The sequence below is a fragment of the Arthrobacter sp. 05N33_2 genome, from assembly GCF_056397425.1.
Window position 1 is genome coordinate 71,573 of the sequence record NZ_JBFTNJ010000001.1, and the last position, 24,864, is coordinate 96,436.

Sequence of the window (24,864 nt, forward strand, 5' to 3'; positions counted from 1 at the left end):
CCAGAGATGAAACCAGTTAAAGATTCTGCCGATACGTAAGATGGGCTAATGATGGAGATCACCCCCGAACAGGCCCGGACGCTGGCCGCGATTCTGACGCACGGGAGTTTCGATGCCGCGGCCGCGCACCTGTCCGTGACGCCGTCGGCGATCAGCCAGCGGGTCCGGGCCCTCGAGACCGCCGTCGGGCGGCCGGTCCTGACCCGGGCGCGGCCGCCCGGACTCACGGAGTCCGGCGAGGCCGTGGTGCGATTCGCCCGGCAGCTGGAAATGCTCTCTGCGGACCTGGCCGAGGAGCTGCAGCCGGAGCGCCCCCGCGGAGGGACGCGCCTGACGCTGGTGATCAACAGCGATTCCTTGCACACCTGGGCGTTGGCCGGCCTCGCGGCGGCCAGTGACAACGTCCAGCTCGAGATCCTGCGAGAAGACCAGGAGCACTCGTTGGACTTGCTGCGCGCCGGAGCCGCCGCGGCCGCCATTACGGAAACAGCCCAGCCCGTGCCCGGCTGCTCATCGAGCAAGCTGGGCACCATGCGCTATTTGCCGGTGTGCGCTCCGGACTTCGCCCGCCGCTGGTTTGGGGCGGGTGCGACCGGCGCGACCCTCGCCGCCGCTCCCGTTGTGGTCTTCGACCGCAAGGACGACCTGCAGGACCGCTGGCTGCGCCGGGTCAGCCGGGCCTCCCTGCAGCCGCCGCGCCACTATGTCCCGGCCGCCCAGGAGTTTGGCGATGCCATCCGCTGGGGCATGGGCTGGGGCATGATGCCCGAGATCGAAATCGGCGAGGACCTGCTGGCCGGCAGGCTCGAGGCCCTCGCCCCGCGAGCGCACGTGGACGTTGCCCTCTACTGGCAGCAGTGGCGGCGCGGCTCGGCGGCGCTGAACGACGTCGCGGCCGCTGTCCGGACGGCGGCGCGCGTCCTGCGCTGAGGCCATTCGGGATGTTGGCAGGATCTCGACTAGACGTGACCGATTCCCGCCAGCCGGGAGGAGGCGGGAACGGCTACATTGGCAGCATGGCAACAACCGCCGCATCCGGCCCCACTCCGTCCGCAGGCCCCCACGAAGGGTCTCCGCACGCTGCCCCCGCGCCCGCCCCGCAACCCGCGCCGCCCCCTCCCGGGCAGCCGGCCACGATCAGCAGGCTCGGCATCGCCGCCGTCATCGTCACCGTGGTCCTGTGGGCCTCCGCCTTCGTGGGCATCCGCGCCGTGGGCCCGAGCTTCTCCCCTGGCTCCCTGACGCTCGGCCGGCTGGCCGTTGCCGCCGTCGTGCTGGGCCTGCTGGTGGTGCCCAAGCTCAGGGGCCTGCCCCGGGGCCGCGAGTGGTGGCCCATCCTGGCCTATGGCGTCATGTGGTTCGGAGGCTACAACGTGGCCCTGAACGCCGCCGAACACATGCTCGACGCGGGCACGGCCGCCCTGCTGATTAACGTCAACCCCATCCTGGTGGCCGTCATGGCCGGAGTGATCCTGAAGGAAGGGTTCCCGCGCTGGCTCATCATCGGCAGCCTCATCGCGTTCGGCGGCGTGGCCGTGATTGCGCTTGGTTCCGGCCAGCGGTCGACGGCGGACGTGGCCGGCGTGCTGCTTTGCCTGCTTGCGGCCGCGCTGGCCGCTGTGAGCGTGATCGTCCAAAAACCGGTGCTCCGCAAGTTCCCGGCCGCCCAGGCCACCTGGTTCGGCATCATGGTGGGCGCCCTGTGCTGCCTGCCCTTCAGCGGCCAGTTGGTCACCGAGTTGCAGTCCGCTCCCCTGCCGGCCACCCTGGGCCTGGTTTACCTGGGCATCTTCCCCACTGCGATCGCATTCACCACCTGGGCCTATGCGCTCTCGATGATTGATGCGGGACGCCTCGCGGCCACCACCTACCTGGTCCCGGGCACCACAATCCTGATCTCCTGGCTGGTCCTGGGCGAGATTCCGACCATCTGGGGCCTGGTGGGCGGCGCGATCTGCCTTGTGGGCGTGGGGCTGACCCGGCGCCGGTCCCGCTAGGGTTTGCCTATGCCCTCCTCCCTCCCGCCCGGCCTGCCGATCGTTCCGAACGGCGGGGACGGTGGTGACAGCCCCTTCCCGATGTCCGAGGCCGATTTCGAGGCCGCCGTGAGTGATGCCCTCGGCCGGATCCCGCCGGATCTGGCAAAGACCATGAGCAATGTCGCGATCTTCATCGAGGACGACTACACCCCGCAGCCCGGCGAGGATCCGGACACCGTGCTGCTGGGGCTCTATGAGGGGGTGCCCCTGACCGAGCGGGACTCCTGGTGGGACGCCGGCTCGCTGCCGGACCGGATCACCATCTTCCGCCAACCCATCCTGGACATCTGCACCTCCCGGGAGGACGTGATCGAGGAAGTCACCGTCACCGTGGTGCACGAGATCGCCCACCACTTCGGCATCAGCGACGAGCGCCTGCACGAGCTCGGCTGGGGATAGCCTTGTAGGCATGGGACACGACCACAGCCACTCGCACGGCATCACTGCCACCGGCAAGCACCGCAAGCGCCTGGTCGCCGTCCTGGCCATCACGCTCGCCGTGGTGCTCGTGCAGACGATCGGTGCGGTGGTCTCCGGATCCCTGGCCCTGCTCGCCGATGCCGGACACATGCTCTCGGACGCCGCCGGCGTCTTCATCGCCCTGCTGGCCGCATGGATCGCCACCCGGCCCGCCAGCGATCTGCGCACCTACGGTTACCAGCGCGCCGAAGTTCTGGCGGCGCTGGCAAACGCACTGGTCCTGATCGTCATCTCGGTGGTCATCTTCACCGAGGCCATCCGCAGGCTCGGCACCACCCCCGAGGTCCACACCGACGTCATGCTCGCCGCGGCGGTCCTCGGCGCCGTCGCCAACCTGGTCTCCCTGCTGATCCTGCGCGGCGCCCAGAAGGAAAGCCTGAACGTCCGCGGCGCCTACCTCGAAGTCCTGGGGGATCTGCTGGGGTCCTTTGCCGTCATCGCGGCGGCGGTGGTCATCATGGTCACCGGGTTCCAGGCGGCCGACACCATTGCCTCGATCCTCATCGCCCTCATGATCCTGCCCCGGGCCTGGCACCTGCTGCGCGACGTCGTCGACGTGCTCCTCGAGGCGACGCCCAAGGGCGTGGACGTTCAGATGATCCGCGACCACATCCTTGCGGTGGACGGCGTGGTATCCGTCCACGACATCCACATCTGGACCATTACCTCCGGTGTCCCCGTCTTCTCCGCCCACGTGGTGGTGGAAGACGCAGCGCTCGGCGCCAAGGGCGCCGACCGGGTTCTGGACAAACTCACCAGCTGCCTTGGCTCCCATTTCGACACCGAACACTGCACGTTCCAGCTCGAGCCCACCACGCATTCAGAGCACGAGGCCCACCAGCACGCCTGACCGTCGGCAGGACACACCCGTCACGGACGTGGCCAAATGACACTCGTGTTGTTTATGTTATTCATGTGACTCGTGTTGCCAAAGTAGCCTTTGGCACGTAGCCTCATGCCTGCTGGGTGATCCGCAGAGGGCTTTCACGCGCCAAATCCGACCTCGCTCACTCCAGCCTGAGACTTCAGCGAGGTTGCCCATGAGTTGGATCCGATCCGGCCGCAAGACGGCTGTGCTCTGCACCGCCGTCGTCCTCCTCGGAACGCTCGCGCTCCCGGCCCAGGCCGCGCCGCTGATTTCTTCGCAGATTTCTCCGCAGGGGCGCCCGCCGCTGGGGCCTGCCGGCCGGGTTCCGGCGTCGCCGGAGATCCCCTCACCGGAAGAGATCGCTGCCGCCAAGTCCAGTGCAAGCTCGACGGCGGCAGAGGTCACCAGGATCGACGGGCTTCTGGCCGACGCGTCGGCCGGCCAGGAAACCAGCCTCGCCGCATCCCTGCAAGCAAACAACGCGTACGGCGAGGCCCTCGTGGAGCTGGCCACACGCCGTGACGCGGCGGCTGTGGCGGCCGCCAGGGCTGCCGCCGCCGGGGCAGAACAGGCCAAAACCCGCAAACAGCTGGGCCAGCTGGCCGGTGACCTGTACCGCAACGGCGGGCTGAACCCGGCCCTCAGCAGCTTTGTCAGCGGCTCCGGGCGGGCCCTGGAGGATGCAGCCACGCTGGAGGCTGTAACGGCCGGACGCGCGCGGGCCTTCGAGTCCGCGGAAAACGCGGCCACGGCCGCGCAGTCCCTGACCGAAGCCGCAGCGGACGCCAACCGCGCCGCCGACGAGGCCGCCGCGACTGCCGCGGACCGCAAGGCCGACGCCGGCCGCGCCGACGCCGCCCAGCGCCAGGTCGTGGCCGATGCCAAAGCGCAGCGCAGCGCGCTCGTGGACCAGCTGGCAAGCCTGAGAAACACCACCGCGGCGCTGGAATCGGCCCGGGTGGACGCCCTCGACCGCCAGCGCCAGCAGGCTCGGCTCGCAGCACTGACCGCGGCGGCAGGCCCAGCGCCGCAGCCTGGCACGGGTTCACAGCCGGCACCGGCAGCACCGGGACGGGACGATTCAGCCGCAGGACAGCCAGCCGCTCCGGCTCCCGCCGACGTGCCGGCCCCCGCTGCAGCGCCCGCACCCGCGCCCGCACCGGCGCCCGCACCCGCACCGGCCTCCGCTCCGGCTCCGGCGTCCGCGCCGGATCCCGCGCCGGTACCTGCTCCGGTCCCCGCACCGATTCCTGCCCCGGTCCCGGCGCCAGTACCCGTTCCGGTTCCGGCGCCGATTTCCGGCGGGTCAAACCAGACCGCGATTTCGGTGGCGCTCGGCAAGACCGGATCGCCGTTCTTCTACCAGTACGGCGGAACCGGGAGCTATGGGTTTGACTGCTCGGGCCTGGTGCAGAATGCGTTCGCCGCGGCAGGGAAGTACCTGCCCCGCACGGCCTCCCAGCAGTTCGCCCAGGCCCCCGTCCATGTCCCGCTCTCCCAGGCGCGTCCGGGCGATCTGTTCGTCTGGGGTTCGGCCCCGGGCTTCTACCACGTGGCCATCTACCTCGGCGGCGGCCGCGTGGTCCAGGCGCTGAACCCCGACGCCGGCATTACCGTGACCGATGTTGCCGCCATGTCCGGGATGCAGCTGTACGGCTACGCGGCCCGTTACTGAGACTGGCGGCTAGGAGAGCACGTCCTTGGTGATGAACCTGCCGTAGGCCAGCGCGCCGAAGACGGCGACGTAGCCGCCCTGGAGCAGGGCATTGGCGGCGAAGGAATCCCAGGAAACCGGCTGCCGGAGCAGATCGCCAAAGTCCAACCAGTAGTGGCTGAAAAGCCAGGGATGCAGCCACTCGAGTTGCGGCAGCGCGTCCAGGACCTGCGCGACGACAGAGAGCACCACGGTGGCCGCCATGGCCCCCACCGGAACATCGGTCAGGGTGGAGATGAACAGCCCGATCGCCGACAACCCCAGCAGCGAAACCGCCAGATAGGCGGCGATCAGCAGGAGCCGGACCAGGGCCTCGCCGGTGCCGATCGTGTCACCGGAGAGCAGGGTCACCGGCCCCACGGGGAAGAGCGCCGCGCCGATTCCGGCCCCGGTCAGGGCCACCACGAGCGGGGCAACGATCACGAACACGGCCGCCCCGGCATATTTGACGATCAGCAGGCGGATCCGCCCGGCGGGAGCCACCAGCAGGTACCTCAGGGTCCCCTGTCCGGCCTCTCCGGCGATCGTGTCTCCGGCCACGACGCCGACGGTAAGGGGCAGGAACAGCGGAACGGAGACCACCATTGCCGTGACGCCCACGAACAGGCCGTTCTGGGCGATCCGGTCCAGGAAGGCCGGCCCGCGGCCTGCCGGCACGGCCGAGGAGACCCGCACCGCCACCGCGATCAGGATCGGGATGGCCGCCAGCGCGCACAACATGGCCCACGTCCTGCGGCGGCGGAACAGCACCCCGAGCTCGGACGCCAGCAGGTCACCGGTCAGGGACCCGCGCCGGACCGGCGCAGCGCCCGCCCCGCCGTCCCCGCCAGCGCCTGCGGCCGCTTCGCTGGGGCCCGGCGCCGGGGCAACTGACGGGCCGGCTGCCGGATCGCCCGCGGATGAGCTGTTACTGGACAACGTCGAACCCCTCCCCCGTCAATGCCACAAACCGGTCCTCAAGGCTGGCCTGTTCGGTCGCGAAGCCGCGGACCCGGACCCCCGCCGCCACGAGGGCCGCCACCACGGCCTCCGGCTGCACGGCCGCCCGCTCCACGGACCGGGACGATCCTCCGTCTTCCCTGGCAGCCGGAGCCCCAGGCAGTGAGGCGAACAGGGCCGCGTCGGTGCCCGGGCCGGCGGCACCGGGACCGACGCCACCGGGAGTACGGCCGTCGGTGCCCAGGGTCGCGGTCAGGCCGAGGCCGGCCAGCACCTGCGCCGCAGTGCCCGGATCCGGGGTCAACACGCGAATCCTTGCCTGGCCGGCCCCGCGCAGTTCCGCCAGGGTTCCCTGCGCCACAAGCCGGCCAGCGCTCATGATGGCCGCATGGGTGCAGATCTGCTCGACCTCGGCCAGCAGGTGGCTGGAGACGAACACCGTGGCGCCGTCGGCCGCGAGCGATCGCACCAGGCTCCGCACCTCACGGGTGCCCTGCGGATCCAGCCCGTTGGTGGGCTCGTCCAGCACCAGAAGTTCCCGCGGGGCGAGCAGGGCGTTGGCGATCCCCAGCCGCTGCTTCATCCCCAGCGAATAGGCCCGGACCAGCTTGTCCGCGGCGTGCGTCAAACCCACCCGTTCCAGGGCTGACTGGACGCGGGCACGCCGAGTGGCGCCCGAACCATAGGGGTCCGCGGCGTCCATGCGGCGCAGATTCGCGGCGCCGGAGAGGAAAGGGTAGAACGCCGGTCCTTCCACCAGCGCCCCGACCCGGGGCAGTACGTCATTGAGTTTGCCGGGCATCTCCTCGCCCAGCACGCGCATGGAACCTCCGGTGGCGGTGGCCAGGCCGAGCAGGAGCCTGATGGTGGTGGTCTTCCCCGAACCGTTCGGGCCCAGGAAACCAAAGACCGCGCCTTTCGGCACGGCCAGGTCGACGCCGTCGACAGCCATCTGCTGGCCGAACCGTTTGGTCAGGCCCGTGGTCTCAATGCTCAGCTCGGCCGCCGGCCCGGCGGCGCTCACGCGGCCGTCACCGGATGGTCAGGGAGCAACCGTCGGCCACCGGATACCGCACCGGACATCACTTCTGTGCGGCAGCGGCCTGGAGCCGCTCCAGTGGCACGGAGCCGGCGACGACCCGGCCGTCGTCGAGCACCAACACGTTCACCAGCGCGGTGGACAAGAGCCGGCCGCCCTGGACCGGGACGGTGGCCTGTTCGAGCAGGGCCGTGGCGTCCGACGCCGGGCCGGCCGTTCCCGCCGGGAACTCAACAACCGAGTCCCAGCCAGAGCCGGTGACGGCCGGCTTGCCGGCGCGGTCCTTGGCCGCCGGCGCTGTGGCGTTCCCGGCGTCGTTTCCGTGTTTGTGCTCCTTTACCGGAATCTCCTCGACCGTGGCGCCCGGCGGCGGGGTGAACGTGAAGACCGACGCGTCGGGGGCCCCGAGGGTCAGGCTGGTGTAGGCGACGCGGAAGGCGGGATCCGACTGTCCGCGCGCCTTGACCTCGACGCCCAGCGGCAGCCCGGTCTGGCCGTCAACGGCTACTGTGATGGACCCGACCAGCGTCGCATCGGACTTTGGTGTCAGCACCAGGTTGTAGGCGGGCCGGCCGGCTACCTGGACATCGGCGCCCACCGCCACGTCGGTGCCCGGTTCGATCTTGGCCAGAAGCATCGCGGCGAGCTGGTCGGGGGTGGCGGTGACGTCGGTGCCGGCGCTGTGACGGCCTGTGTCACCGGCGTCGCCGGCCGGGAGCTGGGCATGGGCGGCCGTGTTGTCCTTGGAGTTGTAGAACCACACGTCGTTGCCGTGGCGGATGGCGTTGCGTTCGGCCAGCCGGTCCATCACCTGGACGCGGGCGTTGTCCGGGCCGTCGCGATAAACCCGCGCGGTGTGCGGCCCCGTCAGCAGTTCGAGCCATGCCGTCCCTGACGCGTCCGGGTCGGCCCCGGTCTTGGGCAGCTCAGGAAGCCCGAGCGCAGAGGACTGTTCCAGGGTTCCGGAGAGAGCGGGCTGGCGGTGCTGGGCAATCAACTGCAGCACCTGCTCCGGCGTCTTGGGCGGCAGGGGATCCCCGGCGCTGGCGGGCAGGGATCCGGCCAGCGCGCCGGCGGCAATAACGGCAGGAACGGCGGCAGCGGGCAGCCAGCGCAGCCACGTGCGCGTCATCGTGACCGCGCTCCGGAAAGAGATGTTCCAACTATCCGCGCCTGGGGAATGCGCGCTTCAGTGCAGCTCATAGGTCAACAGTACGCCTGGCCCCGGCGGCCCGGTTATCCTACTTCAGCACATTAATGGTCAGTTCCACGGCGCCCAGCAGGAACGCGAGCACGGAGGTGCCCAGGCCCGCCACGAGCAGCAGGCCGGGATGGGCCAGGCCCACCACCACCCGCCTCAGCCGCGGCCTGTCCCGCAGGAACTTCTTGGGCACGGCGCCCGGTTCCGGCGTTTGTTTCCAGCCCCGGAGCCGCCGCAGGAACCAGGCGCAGCGAATGATGAAGGCCAGCCACAGTACTGAGACCACCAGCGGGATCGCGGCCAGCAGGAGGTTGAAGCCCACCGCGGTGACCTCGCGTTCGGACGCCCCGACGAGTGACTGGAGGGTGGTTGAGATCGAGGCGCTCATGACCACGGACACGCCCCACACGAGGAAGGCTGCGATCAGGGCCAGGAAGCGGACGAAGAAGTGGCCCAGGACGGAGTCCCGGCGCGGCTTCAGGTAGCGGCGCGGGGTGGCGTGCAGAAGGGCGATGCTTGCCAGCAGCGTCGGCAGGGCGGCGAGGCCAACCAGCACGTACCAGGACCAGCCGGCCAGATCCAGGAACTCGTCGGCCACGATCAGCACCGCCCAGAACCCGGCCCACGCCCAGCCGGCCGTGAGCGGACGCCCCACGAACCACTCCGGCAGCCACGCGTCCGGGTCCGCGGGCGCGGGGGGCGCATCAGTCGCGGGCGCGGGGGCTGCGGGCGCGGGGGCGTCAGTCGCGGGCTCGGGGGCTCCGGGCGCGGGGCTTGCGGGCGGGCGGGTGTCAGGCGCCGGTATGCCCGCCGCGGGAACTCCGGCGCTCCCGGGCTCCCGGCCCTCGGAGCCGCGCACTTCGCTCATGGCCCCACTGTAGCGAGCCGGCCGACACCATGGTGCGGAGCCCGCCGCCGCGGGCGGCCCGGCACGAATTGGCCGGCGTCAGAGTGACGGCGTCAGGGTGCCGGCGACGTTGACGGAGTCACGGTGCCGGCGGCGCCGTCGACTGTAATGCTGTGGCCCGTGGCGATCCTCGACGTCGCGTCGGGGACCCCCACCACTGCGGGGATCCCGTATTCCCGGGCGACGACGGCGCCGTGGGAGTTGGGGCCGCCCATTTCCATCACGAGGCCGCCGGCCGTCAGGAACAAAGGCGTCCAGCCCGGATCGGTGGACGGCGCCACAAGGATCTCGCCCGGTTCCAGGTGCGCGCCCTGGGGGTCCAGGATCACCCGGGCCCGGGCCGTGATGGTGCCGGCCGAAGCCGGCGTGCCGGAGAGCCGCCCCGCGCCGCCGTCAGAACCCGCCGGCCCCCTTCCGCCGGCAGTGGTCTGCACCGCCTCGGGCTCGGTGCCGTCCGAGAGCAGCACGCGGGGAATGTGCCGGCGGCCCAGTTCGGCCGCGTAAGCCTCCCGGCGCCGTGCCACGAGCCCCTGCAGCGCGGCGCCGCCGAGCCCCCGGTGCGCGTCAGCCGGGTCGAGGAAGAAGATATCGTCCGCCGCATCGATGGCCCCGGCCGCGGCGAGTTCGGCCCCGACGGCTGCGAGCTGCTGCCGGACGGCGCCGAGCGCTTCCACGAGGTGGTACTTGGGCAGCTCACGCAGCCCGGCGAACATCCGGGTCCGCCGCAGCGCGGCCCGCGCGAGTGCACCGCGAAGGCGGCTGCGCTGCCCCGCCGCTGCCACCAGCCGGGCCACCTGCGCCTCCGCCTCGCGGGCCGCCTTGCCGAACTGCCGGTCCGGGGCGAGCGCAGGATCATCCATGCGCAGATAGTTGGCCAGAACCCCGAGGATGTGGGTCGGGTCATCAGACCAGCGGGGCATGCCGACGTCGATCTCCGCCACGGCGCGGTGGCCGTACCGGCCCAGGAAGTCCCGCAGCCCGGATTGCACGACGCCGGGCAGGTCCGCCGCCCGGTAACGCCGGGCTATCTCGGGCAATGCGGCTTCCCCGAACACCGCCGCCGACGCCGGGTCGTTGCGGATGGCAGTAGCCAGCGACCACAGGTCCAGGTCCATTTCGGTGGTCACGTTGTTGGGCAGCCCCCGCAGGACTTCCTGCAGCGCCCCGTTCCCGGGTTTCCCGGCGAGTTTTCCGGCCACGGCCAGCAAGGCGAACCCCAGGGCGGGCAGCGGCAGGATCGCGGGAACCACGGCAAAGACATGCTGGCCAAGGATCCGCTCGACGTGGTCCAGACGCTCCGTGGCGGTGGCGCCGGCGGGCACCGCGAGTGCCGCGCGGAGCTGTTCGCCCACACGGTATGCCCGGCGCAGTGCCGCCTCGGGCCGGATGAGGCCGCGGATCAAGGTCTCCGGGACCTTCGCCCGCGCCGCCACCGGAGCGACGTGGCGCAGGAGTGGCCACGGCGATCCTATGGTCACGGAGAATCTGGGATCGTCGAACAGGTTGCGCAGCACGGCCGCGGAGCGCGCCTCCATGATGTCGAATACCCGGGGGACGATTGCGCGTCCGGCCTTGCTCCGGACTACGGGCGTGAGGTCGAAGAATATGCGCTGGCCGGCTTCCGCATACGGCGCGGGCCCGTCACGGGGCACCGGCACCGGGAAATGCGCCGCCCCCGCGACCGAGGACGCAATCAGCCGGATGCCGGCGAGGCCCATCGGGGTCAGGGGCCTGGTCAGCCCCTGGGCCAGGCTGAAGCATAAATACACGCGCGGCGTCGGCCCGGAGGGAGGCCGGTCCGGCATCGGATAGAGCGTGGTGATGGGCCTGGACTGCGTCAGCCACACGGCACCGTCCCGGCCGATGGCCCATTCGAGGTCCTGCGGCGAGCCGAAGTGCACCTCCGCGCGTCGGCCCAGGAGCTCCAGTGCCGCCAGTTGGGCGTCGTCCAGGCTGGGCGCCAGCCCGGCGTCAGGTTGCGCCACCCGCTCGGTGCCGCCGCCGGGCAGTGGACGGATGAGCATGCCTTTGTCCCCAATTCGTCGCTCGAGGATCCGTCCCGTGGTGCCGTCGAGCACGAAGTGGTCAGGGTTGACCGCCCCGGACACCACGGCCTCCCCCAGCCCCGGGCTGGCGTCGATGACGGCCTCGTGCCGCCGGCCGGTCACGGGATTGGCTGTGAACAGCACCCCGGCCACGGCCGCGTCCACCATGCGCTGGACCACCACGGCGAGGGACACCGCCGAGGGCTCAATCCCCTGCACCGCGCGGTAGGTCACCGCGCGGTCTGTCCACAGCGAGGCCCAGCACCGGCGGACGGCAGCCAGCACGGCATCCGCGCCCACCACGTTCAGGAAAGTGTCCTGCTGGCCGGCGAAGCTGGCAAACGGCAGGTCTTCGGCGGTCGCGGAGGACCGCACGGCGACCGCCGTGTCGGTGCCCAGCGCCGCGTAGGCGGCGCGCACGGCGGCGTCGATGTCGGCGGGGACATCGGCGTCGAGCACCAGCGCGCGGGCCTTCGCCGCAAGCGCAGCCAGCCCCGCCAGGTCGTCGGGGGCTGTTGCGGCGAGGGCGCGGTGCACGTCCGCCAGCGCCGGGGATGCCGTGGCGTCCAGATACGCAGTGGTGGTCAGGCAGAAGCCGGCGGGCACCGGTAGGCCGGCGCGTGCCAGTTCGCCCAGGTTCGCCGCCTTCCCGCCGACGGTGGCGAGCATGTCCGGGCCAAGGCGTTCAAGGGCCAGGACCGGCCCGCCCTCGGCAGGGTCCGGCGTCCCGGGGTGCTCCATCCGTTAACCGTCCTTCCGACGCCGGGCCCGTCGCCTTCTAGGAGTCGCCGAGCATCGGGCCGAAGCTGGCTCTGTCCGCCAGCCGCGGGTCGTCGCGGTCCGGCACCACCATGACCGGCCCCTTGGCGTGGTGGAGGACGCCGTCGGACGTGGAGCCCAGCAGCATTCCGGTGAATCCGCCGCGCCCGCGGGTGCCGACCACCACGAGCTCCACGTGCCGGCTGGCGTCGACGAGGATGTCGACGGGCGAGCCGTCCACGAGCTGCGTCTCCACCTGCAGGGCGGGGAAGTGGCTCCGCAGCCAGGCCACGCCGGCGTCGAGCTGGACCTTGATGTCGGCGAACAGTGCGTCGCGGTCCATCGGGGTGGGCACCCATGCCAGCGAGCCGGTGTACTGCGGCACCGCGCACACCACGCGGAGCCGGGCGGAGAGCCGCTCGGCCTGCGCTGCGGCCTCCAGCACGGCGACGCGGGCCTGCTCGGAACCGTCGACGCCGACGACCACGACGTTCTCCACCGGCTGGCTGCCCGACTTGGCCCGTTCGGCGAGGACGTGCTTGTCGTCTGTGGTTTCGCCCAGGCGGTCCGCGCAGATCAGCGGCACAGTCACGGTGGGGCACTTCGAGTGGGCGGGCAGCGCGCTGCTGACGGAGCCGAGCAGCCGGCCCACGAAGCCACCGCGGCCGCGGGTGCCGAAGACCAGAAGCTCCGCGGTTTCGCTGATTTCCAGCAGCACGCCGGACGCGTCCCCGTTTTCGACGGACGCGTCGACGTCGATGTTGTAGAAGGCGATCTTGTCCATGGCGTGCTTGAGGATGGCTTCGGCGCCCTCGCGGATCACGGAGTCGTCCACCGTGGCGTAGCCGCCGTCGAGCCCGGAAGCGGCGAAGATCGGAACGGAATAGGCGGTCACGATGTGCAGCGGGCGGCGGCGGCGCTCCGCCTCACGGGCCGCCCACACCAAGGCGCAGTGGCTGTGGTCCGAGCCGTCCACTCCCACGACGATTCCGCGGGGCGGCGCCGGCTCGCCACCGGTCTCCCATGCCGGGTCCGGATGCACCTGTTCACGGCCCATAGGGTCCGCCTCCTCGCGATTCTTGCCTGATGTTGCGGCTATTCTGCCAGAAGTACTGCCGCCCGGCGTCCACCGGCGAGGCGACCCGGAATCTGCGTGCAGGAACCCCTGATTTTCCTCACTATTCTCGGTTAATTGCGAACATTCAAGACGGCGGCAAGGCGCCCCCGGCCGCCCGCGGCGGAAGGATTTACGCAGAATTAACACGCCGTTTCCTGACCCGGAAATTCAGGCTTTTGAGACGGCTTCCGCTGGAGCGGGAGCGCGGAAACCGCCGGAATCCGGCACCACAGCCAATGTCCTACCTCCCCTATCCACGGGCGGGAATCTTAGGTATCCTTCGAGGCATTGCTGAACCGAGACTGGTGTTCCAGAAAGCAGCCGCTGGGGCTGTGGAACCAGGCACGGGTTGGCGTCCGGGGTTTCCCCCGCGACTCGCACCATTTCAAGGAGGTACCCTGCAGTGTCGAGCATGCCTTTGTACGGCGGGATTGAGCGGACCACCGCCGTAGTCATCGGGACGGGGCTCTCCGGCCTGGCTGTGGCCAGCGAGCTCCAGCGCCGGGGCGTTGCGTCCATCATTGTGGACGGGCTCGACCTCCTGGGTGCCGGCCATCCGGCCAACACCTCCTCGCTCCAGCGCTGCGACGCGGCGGACGCCGCCAGCCTGAGGGAGCGCAACGAAATCCTGCGGCACCTGCGCAACTACGCCGCAAGCCACAAGCTCGACGTGCGGAACAACATCCGGGCCCTGCAGCTGGACCTCCTGGAGGCCGGCACGGACGGCTCACCCACGGAGAAGTGGGCCGTCCAGACCCCGGGCGGCGTCCTGCTGGCCGACCACCTCGTCCTGACCCGCTGCGCCCACAGCCAGCTGCGCCGCATGCTCTCGGAACTTGGCATGGCAGCCGGGCAGAATCTCATGGCGGCGATGCATGCCCTGGGTATGTACCTCGTGGGGGTGGGCGAGCTCATTACCCCGACGCCCAAGGAAGTCCTGCGCCAGGCCAAAGTGGTGGGACAGGCAATCTCGGCCAAGGTCCACCCGAACGGGATCCCCGCGCTGCTGCCCGGCAGCTTTGCCCTGGCCGCCCCCGCCTAGCAGCGCTTTGGCCGCGTTGCCGGAGTTGCATTGGCTTGTTTCAGCCTTCGGTGTCGCCGCCCTCGTCCGGTGTGAGGCGGCGTTTCGCCATCAGGCCCAGGGCCACCAGGATGCCGACCCCGACGGCGACGAAGACCATGACGCTCCAGGGAAACTGCTGCGACCCGGCCGGCGCAGGGGCAGGCGCGGGCGTGGTCCCCGGCTGGGCGGTGCCCATCGTGGGGACTGCGGCAGCCGCCGTCGTGCCTGCCGCAGCCGCCGTCGCTGTGAAGGTGAAGCTGCCCTCGATCGGGTGGCCGTCGGAACTGGCCACCCGCCAGTGCACGGTGTACGGCCCCTTAGGGGCACCCGACTTCAGCTTCTGCGCAGCGACGTTGTCCACGATTTCCACGGGACCGTCCGACCAGTTGGCGCCGGTGGCATCATTGACCACGATCTGCGACCCCAGGGCAAGCGGATTGTGGTTGAACGTGACCGAGACCTGCTCCGGCGGTGCCGCGACGGTTGCTCCGGCAGCCGGGCTGGTGGACTCCGCGGTATCGTGCGCCGACGCCGGGCTCACTGCTCCCAGCAGGACGGCCACAAGGACGACGGCGCCCAGCAGGGCACTGCGAAGCTGGCGGATACGGCGCATGGGCAGGCTACTCCTAGTGTTGGCTTCCTTACAGACTAGGCGAAAACGCAGGGTTGGCCCTCGGGCGCCAAATAAGATATATGCAACACCCATCACTCCCGGAGGACTAATGCAAGACCTAATGCTCAAGCAGGGCTCGGCACTCGACCGGTATTTCAAAATATCCGAGCGGGGGTCGAACGTCTCGCGCGAGATCCGCGGAGGGTTCGCCACGTTCTTCGCCATGAGCTACATCGTGGTGCTGAATCCGCTGATCCTCTCCGGGCCGGACTCCTCGGGCGCCACGCTGGGCTTCCCCGCCGTCGCCGCCGTCACCGCGTTCGTGGCCGGCATCCTGACCATCCTCATGGGCGCGTGGGCCAAGCATCCCTTCGCCCTGGCCACCGGGCTCGGCGTCAACGCGTTCGTCGCCGTCACGGTGGCCACGAACCCCGGCCTGACCTGGCCGGACATGATGGGCCTGGTGATGCTCTCGGGCATCACCATGCTGATCCTGGTCCTCACGGGCTTCCGGACGGCCGTGTTCAAGGCCGTACCCGAGGGGCTGAAGACCGCGATCGTGGTGGGCATCGGCCTGTTCATCGCCCTGATCGGTCTCGTCAACGCGGGCTTCGTGCGCCGCGTCCCCGATGTCGCCGGCACCACCGTCCCGGTCGGCCTGGGCTTCGACGGCAAGCTCCTGGGCTGGCCGACGTTCGTGTTCGTCTTCGGCCTGATCCTGACCATCGCGCTGGTGGTCCGCAAGGTCAAGGGCGCCATCCTGATCGGCATCGTGGCCTCGACCATCCTGTCCGTGATCCTGGAATCCATCCTGCACATCGGGCCCAGCTTTGACGGCAAGAACCACAACCCGCAGGGCTGGTCCCTCGTGGCACCGCAGTTCTCCGAGTGGGCGGCCCCGGACCTGTCCCTGATCGGCAAGGCCAACCCCTTCGGCGCCTTTGAACACCTCGGCTTCGTCGCGGCGACCCTGCTGGCGTTCGTGATCCTGCTCAGCATCTTCTTCGATGCCATGGGCACGATGGTTGGCCTGGCCACCGAGGCCGGCACCATCGACAAGGACGGCAACATCCCCGACGTCGACCGCGTGCTGCAGGTGGACGCCCTGGGCGCGATCATCGGCGGCGGCGCCTCCGTCTCCTCGAACCAGATCTACGTCGAGTCCGGTGCCGGCATCGGCGAAGGCGCACGCACCGGCCTGGCCTCGGTCGTCACCGGCCTGCTGTTCCTTGTGGCGATGTTCTTCACCCCGCTGATCAACCTCGTGCCGTTCGAGGCCGTGGCCCCCGCCCTCGTGGTGGTCGGCTTCATGATGGTCTCCCAGGTGGGCAAGATCGACTGGCAGGACTGGGGCATCGCCATCCCGGCCTTCCTGACCTTCACCCTCATGCCGTTCACGTACTCGATCGCCAACGGCCTGGGCGCGGGCTTCATCAGCTTCGTGCTGATCCGCCTGTTCGAGGGCCGGGCCCGCGAGGTGCACCCGCTCATGTGGGCCGTGGCGTCCGCGTTCCTGCTCTTCTTCGCGATCGGCCCGATCGAGGCCGTCCTGGGGATCCACTAACGCAGCCCCGCCCGCGGTCACGCCGCCGGGTGGGCCACGCCCACCCGGGCGTGGCCCACCCGGCGCTGCTTAACCGTTGTTAAGCTCAGTTTCCGGGATTCCGGACAGTCCGACGGCGGCCCGGCTGGTTTTCCGGCCCGGGCTGCGGTGAGCTAGGGGCATGGTTTCTCCCGCGCTCCCCGTTGATGTCCCGCCCCAGCCCTGGACCGGCAGGTTCGACGGCGACGGCGACGAGCACCGGCGCTGGTGGCAGGGGGTGACCCCCTACGCTCCCGGCACGGTTCCGGCGGGTGTCCCTGCTGCGCGCCCCGCCGTCATCCTCGGCTTCGGCAGCGACGCCGGGGTGCGGCGCAACAAGGGCCGGACCGGCGCCGCGGCCGCCCCCGCCGCCATCCGGGCCGCGCTCGGCCCGCTCGCGTTCCACCTGACGCGGGCCGTGCACGACGCCGGCGACGTCACCGTGGCCGGGGACGCGCTAGAGGCAGGACAGGCACGCGCCGGGCTCGCGATCACCAGTCTGCTCGACGCCGGCGGGCTTCCCGTGGTGCTCGGCGGCGGGCACGAGACCGCCTTTGCCAGCTATCTCGGCGTGGCCGGGTCGGCGGCCGTGCGCGAGGGCCTGAGCGTCGGCGTGCTGAATCTCGATGCGCACTTCGACCTCCGCGATGAGCCGGTGCCCAGCTCCGGCACGCCCTTCCTCCAGATGGCCCGCGCCGAAGCAGCCGCCGGCCGGGAGCTGCGCTACGCCGTCGTCGGGATTTCCGAGCCGAACAACACCCGGACGCTGTTCCGGACGGCAGACGAGCTCGGCGTGGACTATCTGCTGGACGAGGACTGCTCGGCGGACGCCGCGTACGCGTTTGTGGCAGCCTTCCTGGCACAGGTGGACGCTGTGTACCTGACCATCGACCTGGACGTGCTGCCGGCCTCCGTGGCCCCCGGGGTGAGCGCTCCCGCGGCCTTTGGTGTGCCGCTGCCGGTGATCAGCGCCGTGTGCCGCCAGGTGGCCGCGAGCGGGAAGCTCCTGCATCTGGATATCGCCGAGCTGAACCCGGAGTTCGACATCGACGGCCGCACCGCCAAAGTGGCGGCCCGGCTGGTCAATACGCTGCTGGGATAGGCGGCGGCCCGGACGTCAGGGTCTGTGCGAGCAGGGCCTGGGCGGACCAACGCATCGACGCCACAGCCTGTTCCTGCGTAAGACCGCCGATGTCCGTCAGCCAGACGAGGGCCTCAATCCCGATGGCACTGCGGATGGCCAGCGCTAGCGCCCGGATTTCAGGTCCGGACAGCTTCCGCTGGAGCGGCGCGAGTGCTTCCTCAAGCCAAGCGATCGCGCGCCCCTGCCGCAGCGGCAAGTCCGACTTTCCGCGGTCACGTTCCAGGGACAGCCTGAGCATGGTCCGCTGCTGCGCCTCGGTGGAGAGGATCAGCCGTGTGAACTCCAGCACGACGGCGTCGAGCCGCTCCGCTGGATCCTCGGGGGCATCCGCCGGCAGCAGGGACTGCCGGGCCGTTTCCGGGTGGGCTGCGGCGAGCAATTCCCGCTGGCTCGGGAAGTAGCGGTAGGCCGTGCTCCGGGCAATCCCGGCCGCTGCCGCGGTGCCGTCAACGGTGGGGGCGACCCCGTCCGCGACGGCCTCGCGGGCTGCAGCCAACAGGGCCTCAAAAGTGCGGCGCTTCTGCCCCGTCCGGCCGGCGTCCTGATAGGGGGTTGACATGGATCTCATGGTACCCGAGTCTTGTCATGGGACACGCGTCCCATGTAGTCCTCGGCGAAGGGGCGATCTTATGGAAACGGCCAGCAACCCGGCAGCCATCATCCGCGCGGAAGACCAGGGCGAGCGCCGATGGTTTTTCGGCGGCGGAGTCCACACCTGGAAGGCCAGGGCGGAAGAGACCGCCGGGGCCTTCCTGCTGTTCGAGGACCAGATGTCCGGCGGGAAAATGACACCGCTGCACAGCCACCCCGATTCGGATGAAACCATGTACATCCTGGACGGCGAGATCCTCGTGCATATGGACGGGAGAGAGCACCGGATCGGCCCCGGCGGACTGGCCGTGGCCCCGCGGGGCGTTCCACACGCCTTCATGGTGGTCTCCGACTCCGCCCGGATGCTTTGCCTGCACACCCCCGGATGCTGCGAGGCCTTTTACTGGGACGCGAGCATACCCCTCTCCCCCGGCAACGATGCCGGGGACCCTGCCGGCGAATCCGTCGCGCCTGGCCTGGTTGACTTTGGCAGAGTCCAGGAGTCGGCACGTAAAAACGGCGGGATCGTGCTGCTGGGTCCGCCGCCGTTCACTGGGCACTGACAGCACCGCGCCCGCATCTGGGCCCTGGGCCCCGAAACGCAGAAAGTCCCCGCCGTGGCGGGGACTTTCTGGTGAAAACGCTCAGCCTAGCTGCGGCGGACCTGCACGCCGTCGGACTGCAGGAAAAGCTGCGTTTCGGACGGCCCCGCGGGGACCAGCCAGAGCACATTCCCGCTTACCGAGACCTCTTCGACCTCACCGGCCGCAATGACCTGTGCGTGCTTGACAATTTCGACGCGTTCGCCGACCCGAAGGCCGCTCCAGTCGGAAACCGTAGCTGCGGATGCAAGGCGCCTGGACAGTACCGTGCCGCGTGCTTTCATAGAACTTCTACCCCTTTGTATGTGTTCTTTGCCACAACGTCGTTGGTGTGGACTCTCCATTTGTACTACAGTTCCCGGGCCCCCGCCGTCCGTGTCGCCAAAGATTTCGGGGGCGCCGGGAATTGTTCAGCTGCCCTGCATTTTGTTTCTTCTCAGGCGAGATTTCCGACGGCGGATTCGGCCGCCGCCCGGACCTTGCCCGAGGCCACGAGGACATCCGCCGCTTCGAGCTCCGGTGACAGGAACCTGTCGGTGCCCGGACCGTCGACGACGTCGCGCAGCGCGGCGATCACGGCCGCGCCCGCAGGTCCCGGCGTGAGTTCGCCGCCGGAGAGCTGGGTGCGGATGTCCAGCGCCCGGGCCGAGGTCACCAGTTCGATCGCCAGGACCCGGCGCAGGTTCTCCACCGAGCGGCGGAGCTTGCGGGCCGCGTGCCAGCCCATGGAGACGTGGTCCTCCTGCATCGCGGAGCTCGGGATCGAGTCCACCGACGCCGGGACGGCCAGCCGCTTGTTGTCCGAAACCAGGCCGGCCTGCGTGTACTGGGCGATCATGAGGCCCGAGTCGACGCCGGGGTCCGAGGCCAGGAAGGCGGGCAGCCCGTGCGAGCGGGCCGGGTCCAGCATCCGGTCGGTCCGGCGCTCGGCGATGGAGCTCAGGTCCGCGACGGCGATCGCCAGGAAGTCCAGCACGTAGGCCACCGGGGCGCCGTGGAAGTTGCCGTTGGAGCTGACCCGGCCGTCGGGCAGGACCACCGGGTTGTCGATCGCGGCGGCCAGTTCGCGGGAGGCGACCAGGGCGGCATGGTCCACGGTGTCGCGGACGGCGCCGGCCACCTGGGGTGCGCAGCGCAGCGAGTAGGCGTCCTGGACCTTGGTGTCGTTGATCCGGTGCGAGGCCACGATCGGGGAGTTGGACAGCACACGGAGCATGTTGTCCGCGGCGGCGGCCTGGCCCGGGTGCGGGCGCAGCGCCGCGTGCAGCTCCGGCAGGAACACCTGGTCGGTGCCGAGCAGCGCCTCGACGCTGAGCGCGGCGGTGATGTCCGCCGTCGTAAGCAGCTGGCGGATGTCCGCGATGGCCATCAGCAGCATGCCGAGCATGCCCTCGGTGCCGTTGACGAGGGCCAGGCCCTCCTTTTCGGCCAGCGTGACGGGTTCGATGCCGTGCGCGGCGAGGAGCTCAGCGACCGGGCGGGCATCCTTGCTCCCGTAGAGTGTGCCGTCGGGGCCGGTCGCCTCGCCTTCGCCCATCAGGACCAGGGCGCAGTGGGACAGCGGCGCGAGGTCGCCCGAGCAGCCAAGGGAGCCGAATTCGCGGACCACCGGGGTGATGCCGGCGTTGAGCACGTCCACCATGGTCTGCAGCACCACCGGGCGGACGCCGGTGCGGCCGGAGGCCAGGGTTTTGGCGCGCAGGAACATGATGCCGCGGACCACTTCGCGTTCCACGGCCGGGCCCATGCCGGCGGCGTGGCTGCGGATCAGGGATTTCTGCAGCTGGGTGCGCAGCTCGTTGGGGATGTGCCGGTTGGCCAGCGCCCCGAAGCCGGTGGAGATCCCGTAGGCCGGGACCTCGCTGTGGGCGAGGTCGTCGATGTGGGCACGGACCTTGGCGACGGCGTCCAGGGCGTCCTGGGCGATGGTGACGTGGGCGTCGTGGCGGGCGACGGCGACGACGTCTTCGGGGGTGACACCGCTGGAGCCGAGGGTGACGGTGAGCGGTGAATGCGTGGTGATAGTCATGGTGAAGTCCTACTTCGTTTCGTTCATCGGGATGCGGACGCCGCGTTCCTTGGCGACTTCGACGGCGCGGTCGTAGCCGGCGTCGGCGTGGCGGATGACGCCCATGCCGGGATCGTTGGTCAGGAGGCGCGCGAGCTTTTCCGCGGCGAGGTCGGTGCCGTCGGCGACGGAGACCTGGCCGGCGTGGATGGAGCGGCCGATGCCGACCCCGCCGCCGTGGTGGATGGAAACCCAGGTGGCGCCGGAGGCCGTGTTGAGAAGGGCGTTGAGCAGCGGCCAGTCGGCGATCGCGTCGGAGCCGTCGGCCATGGCCTCGGTCTCGCGGTACGGGGAGGCGACGGAGCCGGAGTCGAGGTGGTCGCGGCCGATCACGATGGGCGCCTTGACCTTGCCCTCCTTGACGAGCTGGTTGAACAGCAGGCCGGCCTTGGCGCGTTCGCCATAGCCGAGCCAGCAGATGCGGGCCGGCAGGCCTTCGAACTCGACCCGTTCGGCGGCGGCATCGAGCCAGCGGTGCAGGTGCTTGTTCTCGGGGAAGAGCTCTTTGATGGCCTTGTCCGTGACTGCGATGTCCTCGGGGTCGCCGGAGAGGGCCACCCAGCGGAACGGGCCGAGGCCCTCGCAGAACAGCGGCCGGATGTAGGCCGGGACGAAGCCGGGGAATTCGAAGGCGCGGTTGTAGCCGCCCTTGCGGGCCTCGTCGCGGATGGAGTTGCCGTAGTCGAAGACCTCGGCGCCGGCGTCCTGGAACTCGACCATCGCCTGGACGTGCTTGGCCATCGAGGCCTGGGCCTTCTTGGTGAAGCCCTCGGGATCTGCCGCAGCCTCGCTGTGCCATTCCTCCACCGTGATGCCCTCGGGCAGGTAGCTCAGGGGGTCGTGCGCGGAGGTCTGGTCCGTGACGATGTCGACGGTGAGCTCGCCGGCGTTGTGGCGGCGCAGGATCTCGGGGAAGACCTCGGCGGCGTTGCCGACGTAGCCCACGGACCAGCCGCGGCGTTCTTCCTTGGCCTTCAGGACCTTGGCGATCGCGGCGTCGAGATCAGTTTCGACCTCGTCGAGGTAGCGCTTCCCGGCCCGGCGGCGCAGGCGGGTCTCGTCGACGTCGACAATCAGGCAGGCGCCGTCGTTCAGGGTGACGGCGAGCGGCTGGGCGCCGCCCATGCCGCCGCAGCCGCCGGTGAGGGTCAGGGTGCCGGCGAGCGTGCCGTTCTCGTCCCCGGTGAGCTTACGGGCGATCGCGGCGAAGGTCTCGAAGGTGCCCTGCAGGATGCCCTGGGTGCCGATATAGATCCAGGACCCGGCGGTCATCTGGCCGTACATCATCAGGCCCTCGGCCTCGAGCCGGCGGAACTCGGGCCAGTTCGCCCAGTCGCCGACGAGGTTGGAGTTTGCCAGCAGCACGCGCGGTGCCCATTCGTTGGTGCGGAAGACGCCAACCGGCTTGCCGGACTGGACCAGCAGGGTCTCGTCCTTTTCCATGGTTTCCAGGGTGCGGGTGATGGCGTCGAACGCGGCCCAGGACCGGACGGCGCGGCCGGTGCCGCCGTAGACCACCAGGTCATCGGGGCGCTCGGCGACCTCGGGATCGAGGTTGTTCATGAGCATGCGCAGCGGGGCTTCCGTCTGCCAGCTCTTGGCGGTGAGCTCGGTGCCGCGGGCTGCTTTGACCGGGCGGGCACCGGTGGTGAAATCGGCGGGTGCCATGAGGGTCTCCTTTGTCGCTGGATATGTGGCCGGATGATGTCTGTTCGGACTGGTGTCCTGGTGTATCCGGAGGAATGAGGTTCTGTATCAACTAAAGCCCCTTAGCGGCCGCGGAAACAGGCCTGCCGGAGGGGTGCTGTCCGGGATTCCAGACCCTTCCCCTCCCCCGTTGCGCTATCACTTCCGGTTGCCAAAAAGGGCGAATGGGAGCCCTAGGTGACAGCGCAACCGGGGGTGGGGTGGGGTGGGATGGGGCAACCGGTCAGGCGGGGCGGCCGTGGATCCGGACCGAGAGCTCGTTGGCGACCTTCTGGACCCGGGCGGCCAGGACCGGCCACTGATCCGCGGGCAGCTTGTCCTCCAGGAACGTCACGGCGACGGCGGCGGTGGGCCACCCCACGTGGTCGGTCACGGCGGCGGCGATCGAACCGAATCCGGGCGTCACCTCGCCGTGTTCGGTGGCGTAGCCGCGCTGGCGGACCTGGTCCAGATGCGAAGACAGCGCGGAGTACTTCATGATGGGCGATTCGGTTTCGTGCCGGGCCGTGAAGGCGGCAGCGTTCGGGTACAGCGCCCGCACCTGCGACTTCGGCAGCGCGGCGAGGATGGCCCGCCCGCTGGCCGTGAGATGGCTGGGCAGCCGGACGCCGACGTCGGTCACCAGGGACGGCCGGTTCTTGGCCCGCTCCTCCACGATGTAGAGCACGTCGCGGCCGTGCAGCACCGCCAGGTGCGCGCTTTCGCCGATCACGTCCACGAGCGAGGCGAGCATTGGCCGGCCCAGCCGGGACAGCGGCTCCTGCCGGGAGTAGGCCGAGCTGAGTTCGAATGCGCTGATGCCCAGGCCGTAGCGCTGCTCCTCGTGCAGGTGCAGCACGAAGCCGTTCGCCTCCATCACCCCGAGCAGATGGTAGACGCTGGAGCGCGGCAGTCCCAGCGCGGTGGCAATGTTCGACGCCGCCATTGGCCCGCGCCGGGAGGCCAGCAGCTTGAGGATGCGCAGCGTGTTCTCGGCGGCCGGCACCTTCGACGCCGCCTTGGTTCCGGCGGCCCGGTGGACGGACTTGGGCGCGGGCGTGTCAGGCGCGGCGGACAAAGTCGCGGCGGACTGCGCCGGAGTCGCGTCGGTCGCAGCCGACAAAGTCGCGTCGGCGGGGCTCACGGCAGTACTGGTGGGTGGCATGGATCCTCTTCAGGGTCGGTGGTGTCCGGTATCCCGTACTTAAGCATGCGCCCGGCGACGGTCAACCGACAGCCTCCCACAGGAACGGCTGTCTGGAATGCCGGACAAGGGCCAGATACCTGCGGCGGGCCTTCCGCCCCTAGCCCGGCCAGACCCCCGGTGTTCCGATGAATGTGGGCGCCGGCCTCCCAGTGGTATGCCCGGTCATTGGAACCAGTCATCGCCGGCTGAGCCCCATGCGGGATGGTTCCGGAGGGAAGGAAGGCACAGACGTGGATGCAGCACTGTCGGGCAGGGTCGCCCTGGTTGCCGGGGCCACGCGCGGCGCCGGGCGCGGCACCGCCGTCGCCCTCGGCGAGGCAGGAGCGGTGGTGTATTGCACCGGGCGCACGACCTCCCGCCACCGTTCGGACTGCAACCGGCCCGAGACGATCGAGGAAACGTCCGGGCTTGTCAGCACCGCTGGCGGCACTGGAATCGCCATCGAGGTCGATCACCGCCAGGCTGCGGAGGTGGAAGCCCTCGTGCAGCGGATCGACGCCGAGCAGGGCCGGCTGGACATCCTTGTCAACGACATCTGGGGCGGCGAGGACTTCATCGAATGGAACACCCCGCTCTGGGCCCACGATCTGAATGCCGGACTGCAGATGCTCCACCTCGGTCTGGACACCCACCTCATCACAAGCCACTTCGCGCTGCCGCTGCTCACCCGCCGCCCCGGCGGCCTGGTGGTGGAGATGACCGACGGCACCCGCGAGTACAACGCACAGCACTACCGGGTCTCCGTCTTTTACGACCTCGTCAAGACCGCGGTGCTCCGCCTGGCGTTCAGCCAGGCGGAGGAGCTGAGATCCTCCGGCTGCGCGGCGGTGGCGCTGACGCCCGGCTGGATGCGTTCGGAGATGATGCTCGAACACTTTGGCGTCACCGAGGCAAACTGGCGGGAGGCCGCCGGGACGCAGCCGCACTTTGCCGCGATCTCGGAAAGCCCGCTGTTCGTCGGGCGTGCGGTCGCGGCCCTGGCGGCGGACCCCCACGTGCTCAGCCGCACGGGCGGCTCGTATTCGTCCGGCGCGCTGGCCCGCGAGTACGGCTTCACCGACACCGACGGCTCGCAGCCGGACTGCTGGAGGTACCTCGTTGAGGTCCAGGAAGCAGGACTCGACGCCGACGCCTCCGGATACCGCTGACATCCGGCCGTTCCGTGTCACGGACAACCGGCGGCGGGAAAGACTACGATCG

General features: G+C 70.0%; 22 protein-coding genes. 10 read left to right on the forward strand and 12 right to left on the reverse strand.

Annotated features, from left to right (window positions below):
- Positions 1–48 precede the first annotated feature (48 nt).
- From AC1DHX_RS00325 to AC1DHX_RS00345, 5 genes are all read left to right on the forward strand, one after another.
- A complete protein-coding gene (locus AC1DHX_RS00325) occupies positions 49–930 on the forward strand; it encodes an ArgP/LysG family DNA-binding transcriptional regulator (protein WP_476859449.1) in 882 nt (293 codons plus the stop codon).
- Positions 931–1,016: 86 nt separating this feature from the next.
- A complete protein-coding gene (locus AC1DHX_RS00330) occupies positions 1,017–1,997 on the forward strand; it encodes a DMT family transporter (protein WP_476859450.1) in 981 nt (326 codons plus the stop codon).
- Positions 1,998–2,006: 9 nt separating this feature from the next.
- Positions 2,007–2,438 (forward strand): metallopeptidase family protein, encoded by a 432-nt coding sequence (locus AC1DHX_RS00335; protein ID WP_476859451.1) that lies wholly within the window; start codon positions 2,007–2,009, stop codon positions 2,436–2,438.
- Positions 2,439–2,448: 10 nt separating this feature from the next.
- On the forward strand, positions 2,449–3,369 hold the full coding sequence (locus AC1DHX_RS00340; RefSeq protein ID WP_476849824.1) for a cation diffusion facilitator family transporter: 921 nt from the start codon (positions 2,449–2,451) through the stop codon (positions 3,367–3,369).
- Between the two features lie 190 nt (positions 3,370–3,559).
- Positions 3,560–5,062 (forward strand): C40 family peptidase, encoded by a 1,503-nt coding sequence (locus AC1DHX_RS00345; RefSeq protein ID WP_476859452.1) that lies wholly within the window; start codon positions 3,560–3,562, stop codon positions 5,060–5,062.
- Positions 5,063–5,071: 9 nt separating this feature from the next.
- Here AC1DHX_RS00345 and AC1DHX_RS00350 read toward each other — a convergent pair whose 3' ends face one another.
- The 6 genes from AC1DHX_RS00350 to AC1DHX_RS00375 all read right to left on the reverse strand — a co-directional run bounded on the left by AC1DHX_RS00350 (position 5,072) and on the right by AC1DHX_RS00375 (position 13,048).
- Positions 5,072–5,884, reverse strand: coding sequence for an ABC transporter permease (locus tag AC1DHX_RS00350; RefSeq protein WP_263407444.1), 813 nt, complete (start codon positions 5,882–5,884; stop codon positions 5,072–5,074).
- A gap of 124 nt (positions 5,885–6,008) precedes the next feature.
- Positions 6,009–7,064 (reverse strand): ABC transporter ATP-binding protein, encoded by a 1,056-nt coding sequence (locus AC1DHX_RS00355; protein ID WP_476899839.1) that lies wholly within the window; start codon positions 7,062–7,064, stop codon positions 6,009–6,011.
- A 58-nt stretch (positions 7,065–7,122) separates the two neighbouring features.
- The gene (locus tag AC1DHX_RS00360; RefSeq protein ID WP_476859454.1) at positions 7,123–8,211 is read right to left on the reverse strand and encodes a LolA family protein; all 1,089 of its coding nucleotides are present in this window, start codon (positions 8,209–8,211) and stop codon (positions 7,123–7,125) included.
- Between the two features lie 109 nt (positions 8,212–8,320).
- A complete protein-coding gene (locus AC1DHX_RS00365) occupies positions 8,321–9,148 on the reverse strand; it encodes a hypothetical protein (protein ID WP_476859455.1) in 828 nt (275 codons plus the stop codon).
- 92 nt (positions 9,149–9,240) lie between these two features.
- Positions 9,241–11,973, reverse strand: coding sequence for a PEP/pyruvate-binding domain-containing protein (locus AC1DHX_RS00370; RefSeq protein WP_476859456.1), 2,733 nt, complete (start codon positions 11,971–11,973; stop codon positions 9,241–9,243).
- A 37-nt stretch (positions 11,974–12,010) separates the two neighbouring features.
- Positions 12,011–13,048: a universal stress protein gene (locus AC1DHX_RS00375; protein ID WP_230009431.1), complete on the reverse strand. Its 1,038-nt coding sequence runs from the start codon at positions 13,046–13,048 to the stop codon at positions 12,011–12,013.
- A gap of 472 nt (positions 13,049–13,520) precedes the next feature.
- On the opposite strand from AC1DHX_RS00375, the gene AC1DHX_RS00380 reads away from it, so the two are divergent.
- The gene (locus tag AC1DHX_RS00380) at positions 13,521–14,150 is read left to right on the forward strand and encodes an FAD-binding protein (RefSeq protein WP_476859581.1); all 630 of its coding nucleotides are present in this window, start codon (positions 13,521–13,523) and stop codon (positions 14,148–14,150) included.
- Between the two features lie 40 nt (positions 14,151–14,190).
- Here the strand turns inward: AC1DHX_RS00380 and AC1DHX_RS00385 are convergent, their stop codons facing one another.
- A complete protein-coding gene (locus AC1DHX_RS00385) occupies positions 14,191–14,784 on the reverse strand; it encodes a copper resistance CopC family protein (protein ID WP_476859457.1) in 594 nt (197 codons plus the stop codon).
- 121 nt (positions 14,785–14,905) lie between these two features.
- On the opposite strand from AC1DHX_RS00385, the gene AC1DHX_RS00390 reads away from it, so the two are divergent.
- Both AC1DHX_RS00390 and hutG read left to right on the forward strand, forming a co-directional pair.
- Positions 14,906–16,348, forward strand: a complete 1,443-nt coding sequence (locus tag AC1DHX_RS00390; RefSeq protein WP_223915341.1) for an NCS2 family permease — start codon at positions 14,906–14,908, stop codon at positions 16,346–16,348.
- 160 nt (positions 16,349–16,508) lie between these two features.
- Entirely contained in the window at positions 16,509–17,468 is a 960-nt protein-coding gene (gene hutG, locus AC1DHX_RS00395; protein WP_476849831.1) for a formimidoylglutamase, read from the forward strand.
- Here the strand turns inward: hutG and AC1DHX_RS00400 are convergent.
- Positions 17,449–18,069, reverse strand: coding sequence for a TetR/AcrR family transcriptional regulator (locus AC1DHX_RS00400; protein ID WP_476856176.1), 621 nt, complete (start codon positions 18,067–18,069; stop codon positions 17,449–17,451). The two genes, hutG and AC1DHX_RS00400, sit on opposite strands and share 20 nt — an antisense overlap.
- Positions 18,070–18,139: 70 nt before the next feature.
- Here AC1DHX_RS00400 and AC1DHX_RS00405 point away from each other — a divergent pair, with 70 nt between their 5' ends.
- Positions 18,140–18,664, forward strand: a complete 525-nt coding sequence (locus AC1DHX_RS00405; protein ID WP_476856175.1) for a cupin domain-containing protein — start codon at positions 18,140–18,142, stop codon at positions 18,662–18,664.
- Between the two features lie 86 nt (positions 18,665–18,750).
- Here the strand turns inward: AC1DHX_RS00405 and AC1DHX_RS00410 are convergent, their stop codons facing one another.
- The 4 genes from AC1DHX_RS00410 to AC1DHX_RS00425 all read right to left on the reverse strand — a co-directional run bounded on the left by AC1DHX_RS00410 (position 18,751) and on the right by AC1DHX_RS00425 (position 23,622).
- Positions 18,751–18,987 (reverse strand): hypothetical protein, encoded by a 237-nt coding sequence (locus AC1DHX_RS00410; protein WP_018774814.1) that lies wholly within the window; start codon positions 18,985–18,987, stop codon positions 18,751–18,753.
- Positions 18,988–19,139: 152 nt separating this feature from the next.
- Entirely contained in the window at positions 19,140–20,732 is a 1,593-nt protein-coding gene (hutH, locus tag AC1DHX_RS00415; RefSeq protein WP_476859458.1) for a histidine ammonia-lyase, read from the reverse strand.
- Between the two features lie 9 nt (positions 20,733–20,741).
- Positions 20,742–22,439 carry a urocanate hydratase gene (gene hutU, locus AC1DHX_RS00420; RefSeq protein WP_223914611.1) on the reverse strand — a complete coding sequence of 566 codons (1,698 nt, stop codon included), beginning with the start codon at positions 22,437–22,439 and terminating at the stop codon, positions 20,742–20,744.
- Between the two features lie 262 nt (positions 22,440–22,701).
- Complete coding sequence (locus AC1DHX_RS00425) at positions 22,702–23,622, reverse strand: IclR family transcriptional regulator (RefSeq protein ID WP_476859459.1); 921 nt, start codon at positions 23,620–23,622, stop codon at positions 22,702–22,704.
- 272 nt (positions 23,623–23,894) lie between these two features.
- On the opposite strand from AC1DHX_RS00425, the gene AC1DHX_RS00430 reads away from it, so the two are divergent.
- Complete coding sequence (locus AC1DHX_RS00430) at positions 23,895–24,812, forward strand: SDR family oxidoreductase (RefSeq protein ID WP_476859460.1); 918 nt, start codon at positions 23,895–23,897, stop codon at positions 24,810–24,812.
- Positions 24,813–24,864 lie beyond the last annotated feature (52 nt).

Coding starts and splice junctions, on each gene's coding strand:
- AC1DHX_RS00325 (WP_476859449.1), top strand. CDS start 49: ATGATGGAGATCACCCCCGAACAGGCCCGGACGCTGGCCGCGATTCTG.
- AC1DHX_RS00330 (WP_476859450.1), top strand. CDS start 1,017: ATGGCAACAACCGCCGCATCCGGCCCCACTCCGTCCGCAGGCCCCCAC.
- AC1DHX_RS00335 (WP_476859451.1), top strand. CDS start 2,007: ATGCCCTCCTCCCTCCCGCCCGGCCTGCCGATCGTTCCGAACGGCGGG.
- AC1DHX_RS00340 (WP_476849824.1), top strand. CDS start 2,449: ATGGGACACGACCACAGCCACTCGCACGGCATCACTGCCACCGGCAAG.
- AC1DHX_RS00345 (WP_476859452.1), top strand. CDS start 3,560: ATGAGTTGGATCCGATCCGGCCGCAAGACGGCTGTGCTCTGCACCGCC.
- AC1DHX_RS00360 (WP_476859454.1), bottom strand. CDS start 8,211: ATGACGCGCACGTGGCTGCGCTGGCTGCCCGCTGCCGCCGTTCCTGCC.
- AC1DHX_RS00365 (WP_476859455.1), bottom strand. CDS start 9,148: ATGAGCGAAGTGCGCGGCTCCGAGGGCCGGGAGCCCGGGAGCGCCGGA.
- AC1DHX_RS00370 (WP_476859456.1), bottom strand. CDS start 11,973: ATGGAGCACCCCGGGACGCCGGACCCTGCCGAGGGCGGGCCGGTCCTG.
- AC1DHX_RS00375 (WP_230009431.1), bottom strand. CDS start 13,048: ATGGGCCGTGAACAGGTGCATCCGGACCCGGCATGGGAGACCGGTGGC.
- AC1DHX_RS00380 (WP_476859581.1), top strand. CDS start 13,521: ATGCCTTTGTACGGCGGGATTGAGCGGACCACCGCCGTAGTCATCGGG.
- AC1DHX_RS00385 (WP_476859457.1), bottom strand. CDS start 14,784: ATGCGCCGTATCCGCCAGCTTCGCAGTGCCCTGCTGGGCGCCGTCGTC.
- AC1DHX_RS00390 (WP_223915341.1), top strand. CDS start 14,906: ATGCTCAAGCAGGGCTCGGCACTCGACCGGTATTTCAAAATATCCGAG.
- hutG (WP_476849831.1), top strand. CDS start 16,509: ATGGTTTCTCCCGCGCTCCCCGTTGATGTCCCGCCCCAGCCCTGGACC.
- AC1DHX_RS00400 (WP_476856176.1), bottom strand. CDS start 18,069: ATGTCAACCCCCTATCAGGACGCCGGCCGGACGGGGCAGAAGCGCCGC.
- AC1DHX_RS00405 (WP_476856175.1), top strand. CDS start 18,140: ATGGAAACGGCCAGCAACCCGGCAGCCATCATCCGCGCGGAAGACCAG.
- AC1DHX_RS00410 (WP_018774814.1), bottom strand. CDS start 18,987: ATGAAAGCACGCGGCACGGTACTGTCCAGGCGCCTTGCATCCGCAGCT.
- hutH (WP_476859458.1), bottom strand. CDS start 20,732: ATGACTATCACCACGCATTCACCGCTCACCGTCACCCTCGGCTCCAGC.
- hutU (WP_223914611.1), bottom strand. CDS start 22,439: ATGGCACCCGCCGATTTCACCACCGGTGCCCGCCCGGTCAAAGCAGCC.
- AC1DHX_RS00425 (WP_476859459.1), bottom strand. CDS start 23,622: ATGCCACCCACCAGTACTGCCGTGAGCCCCGCCGACGCGACTTTGTCG.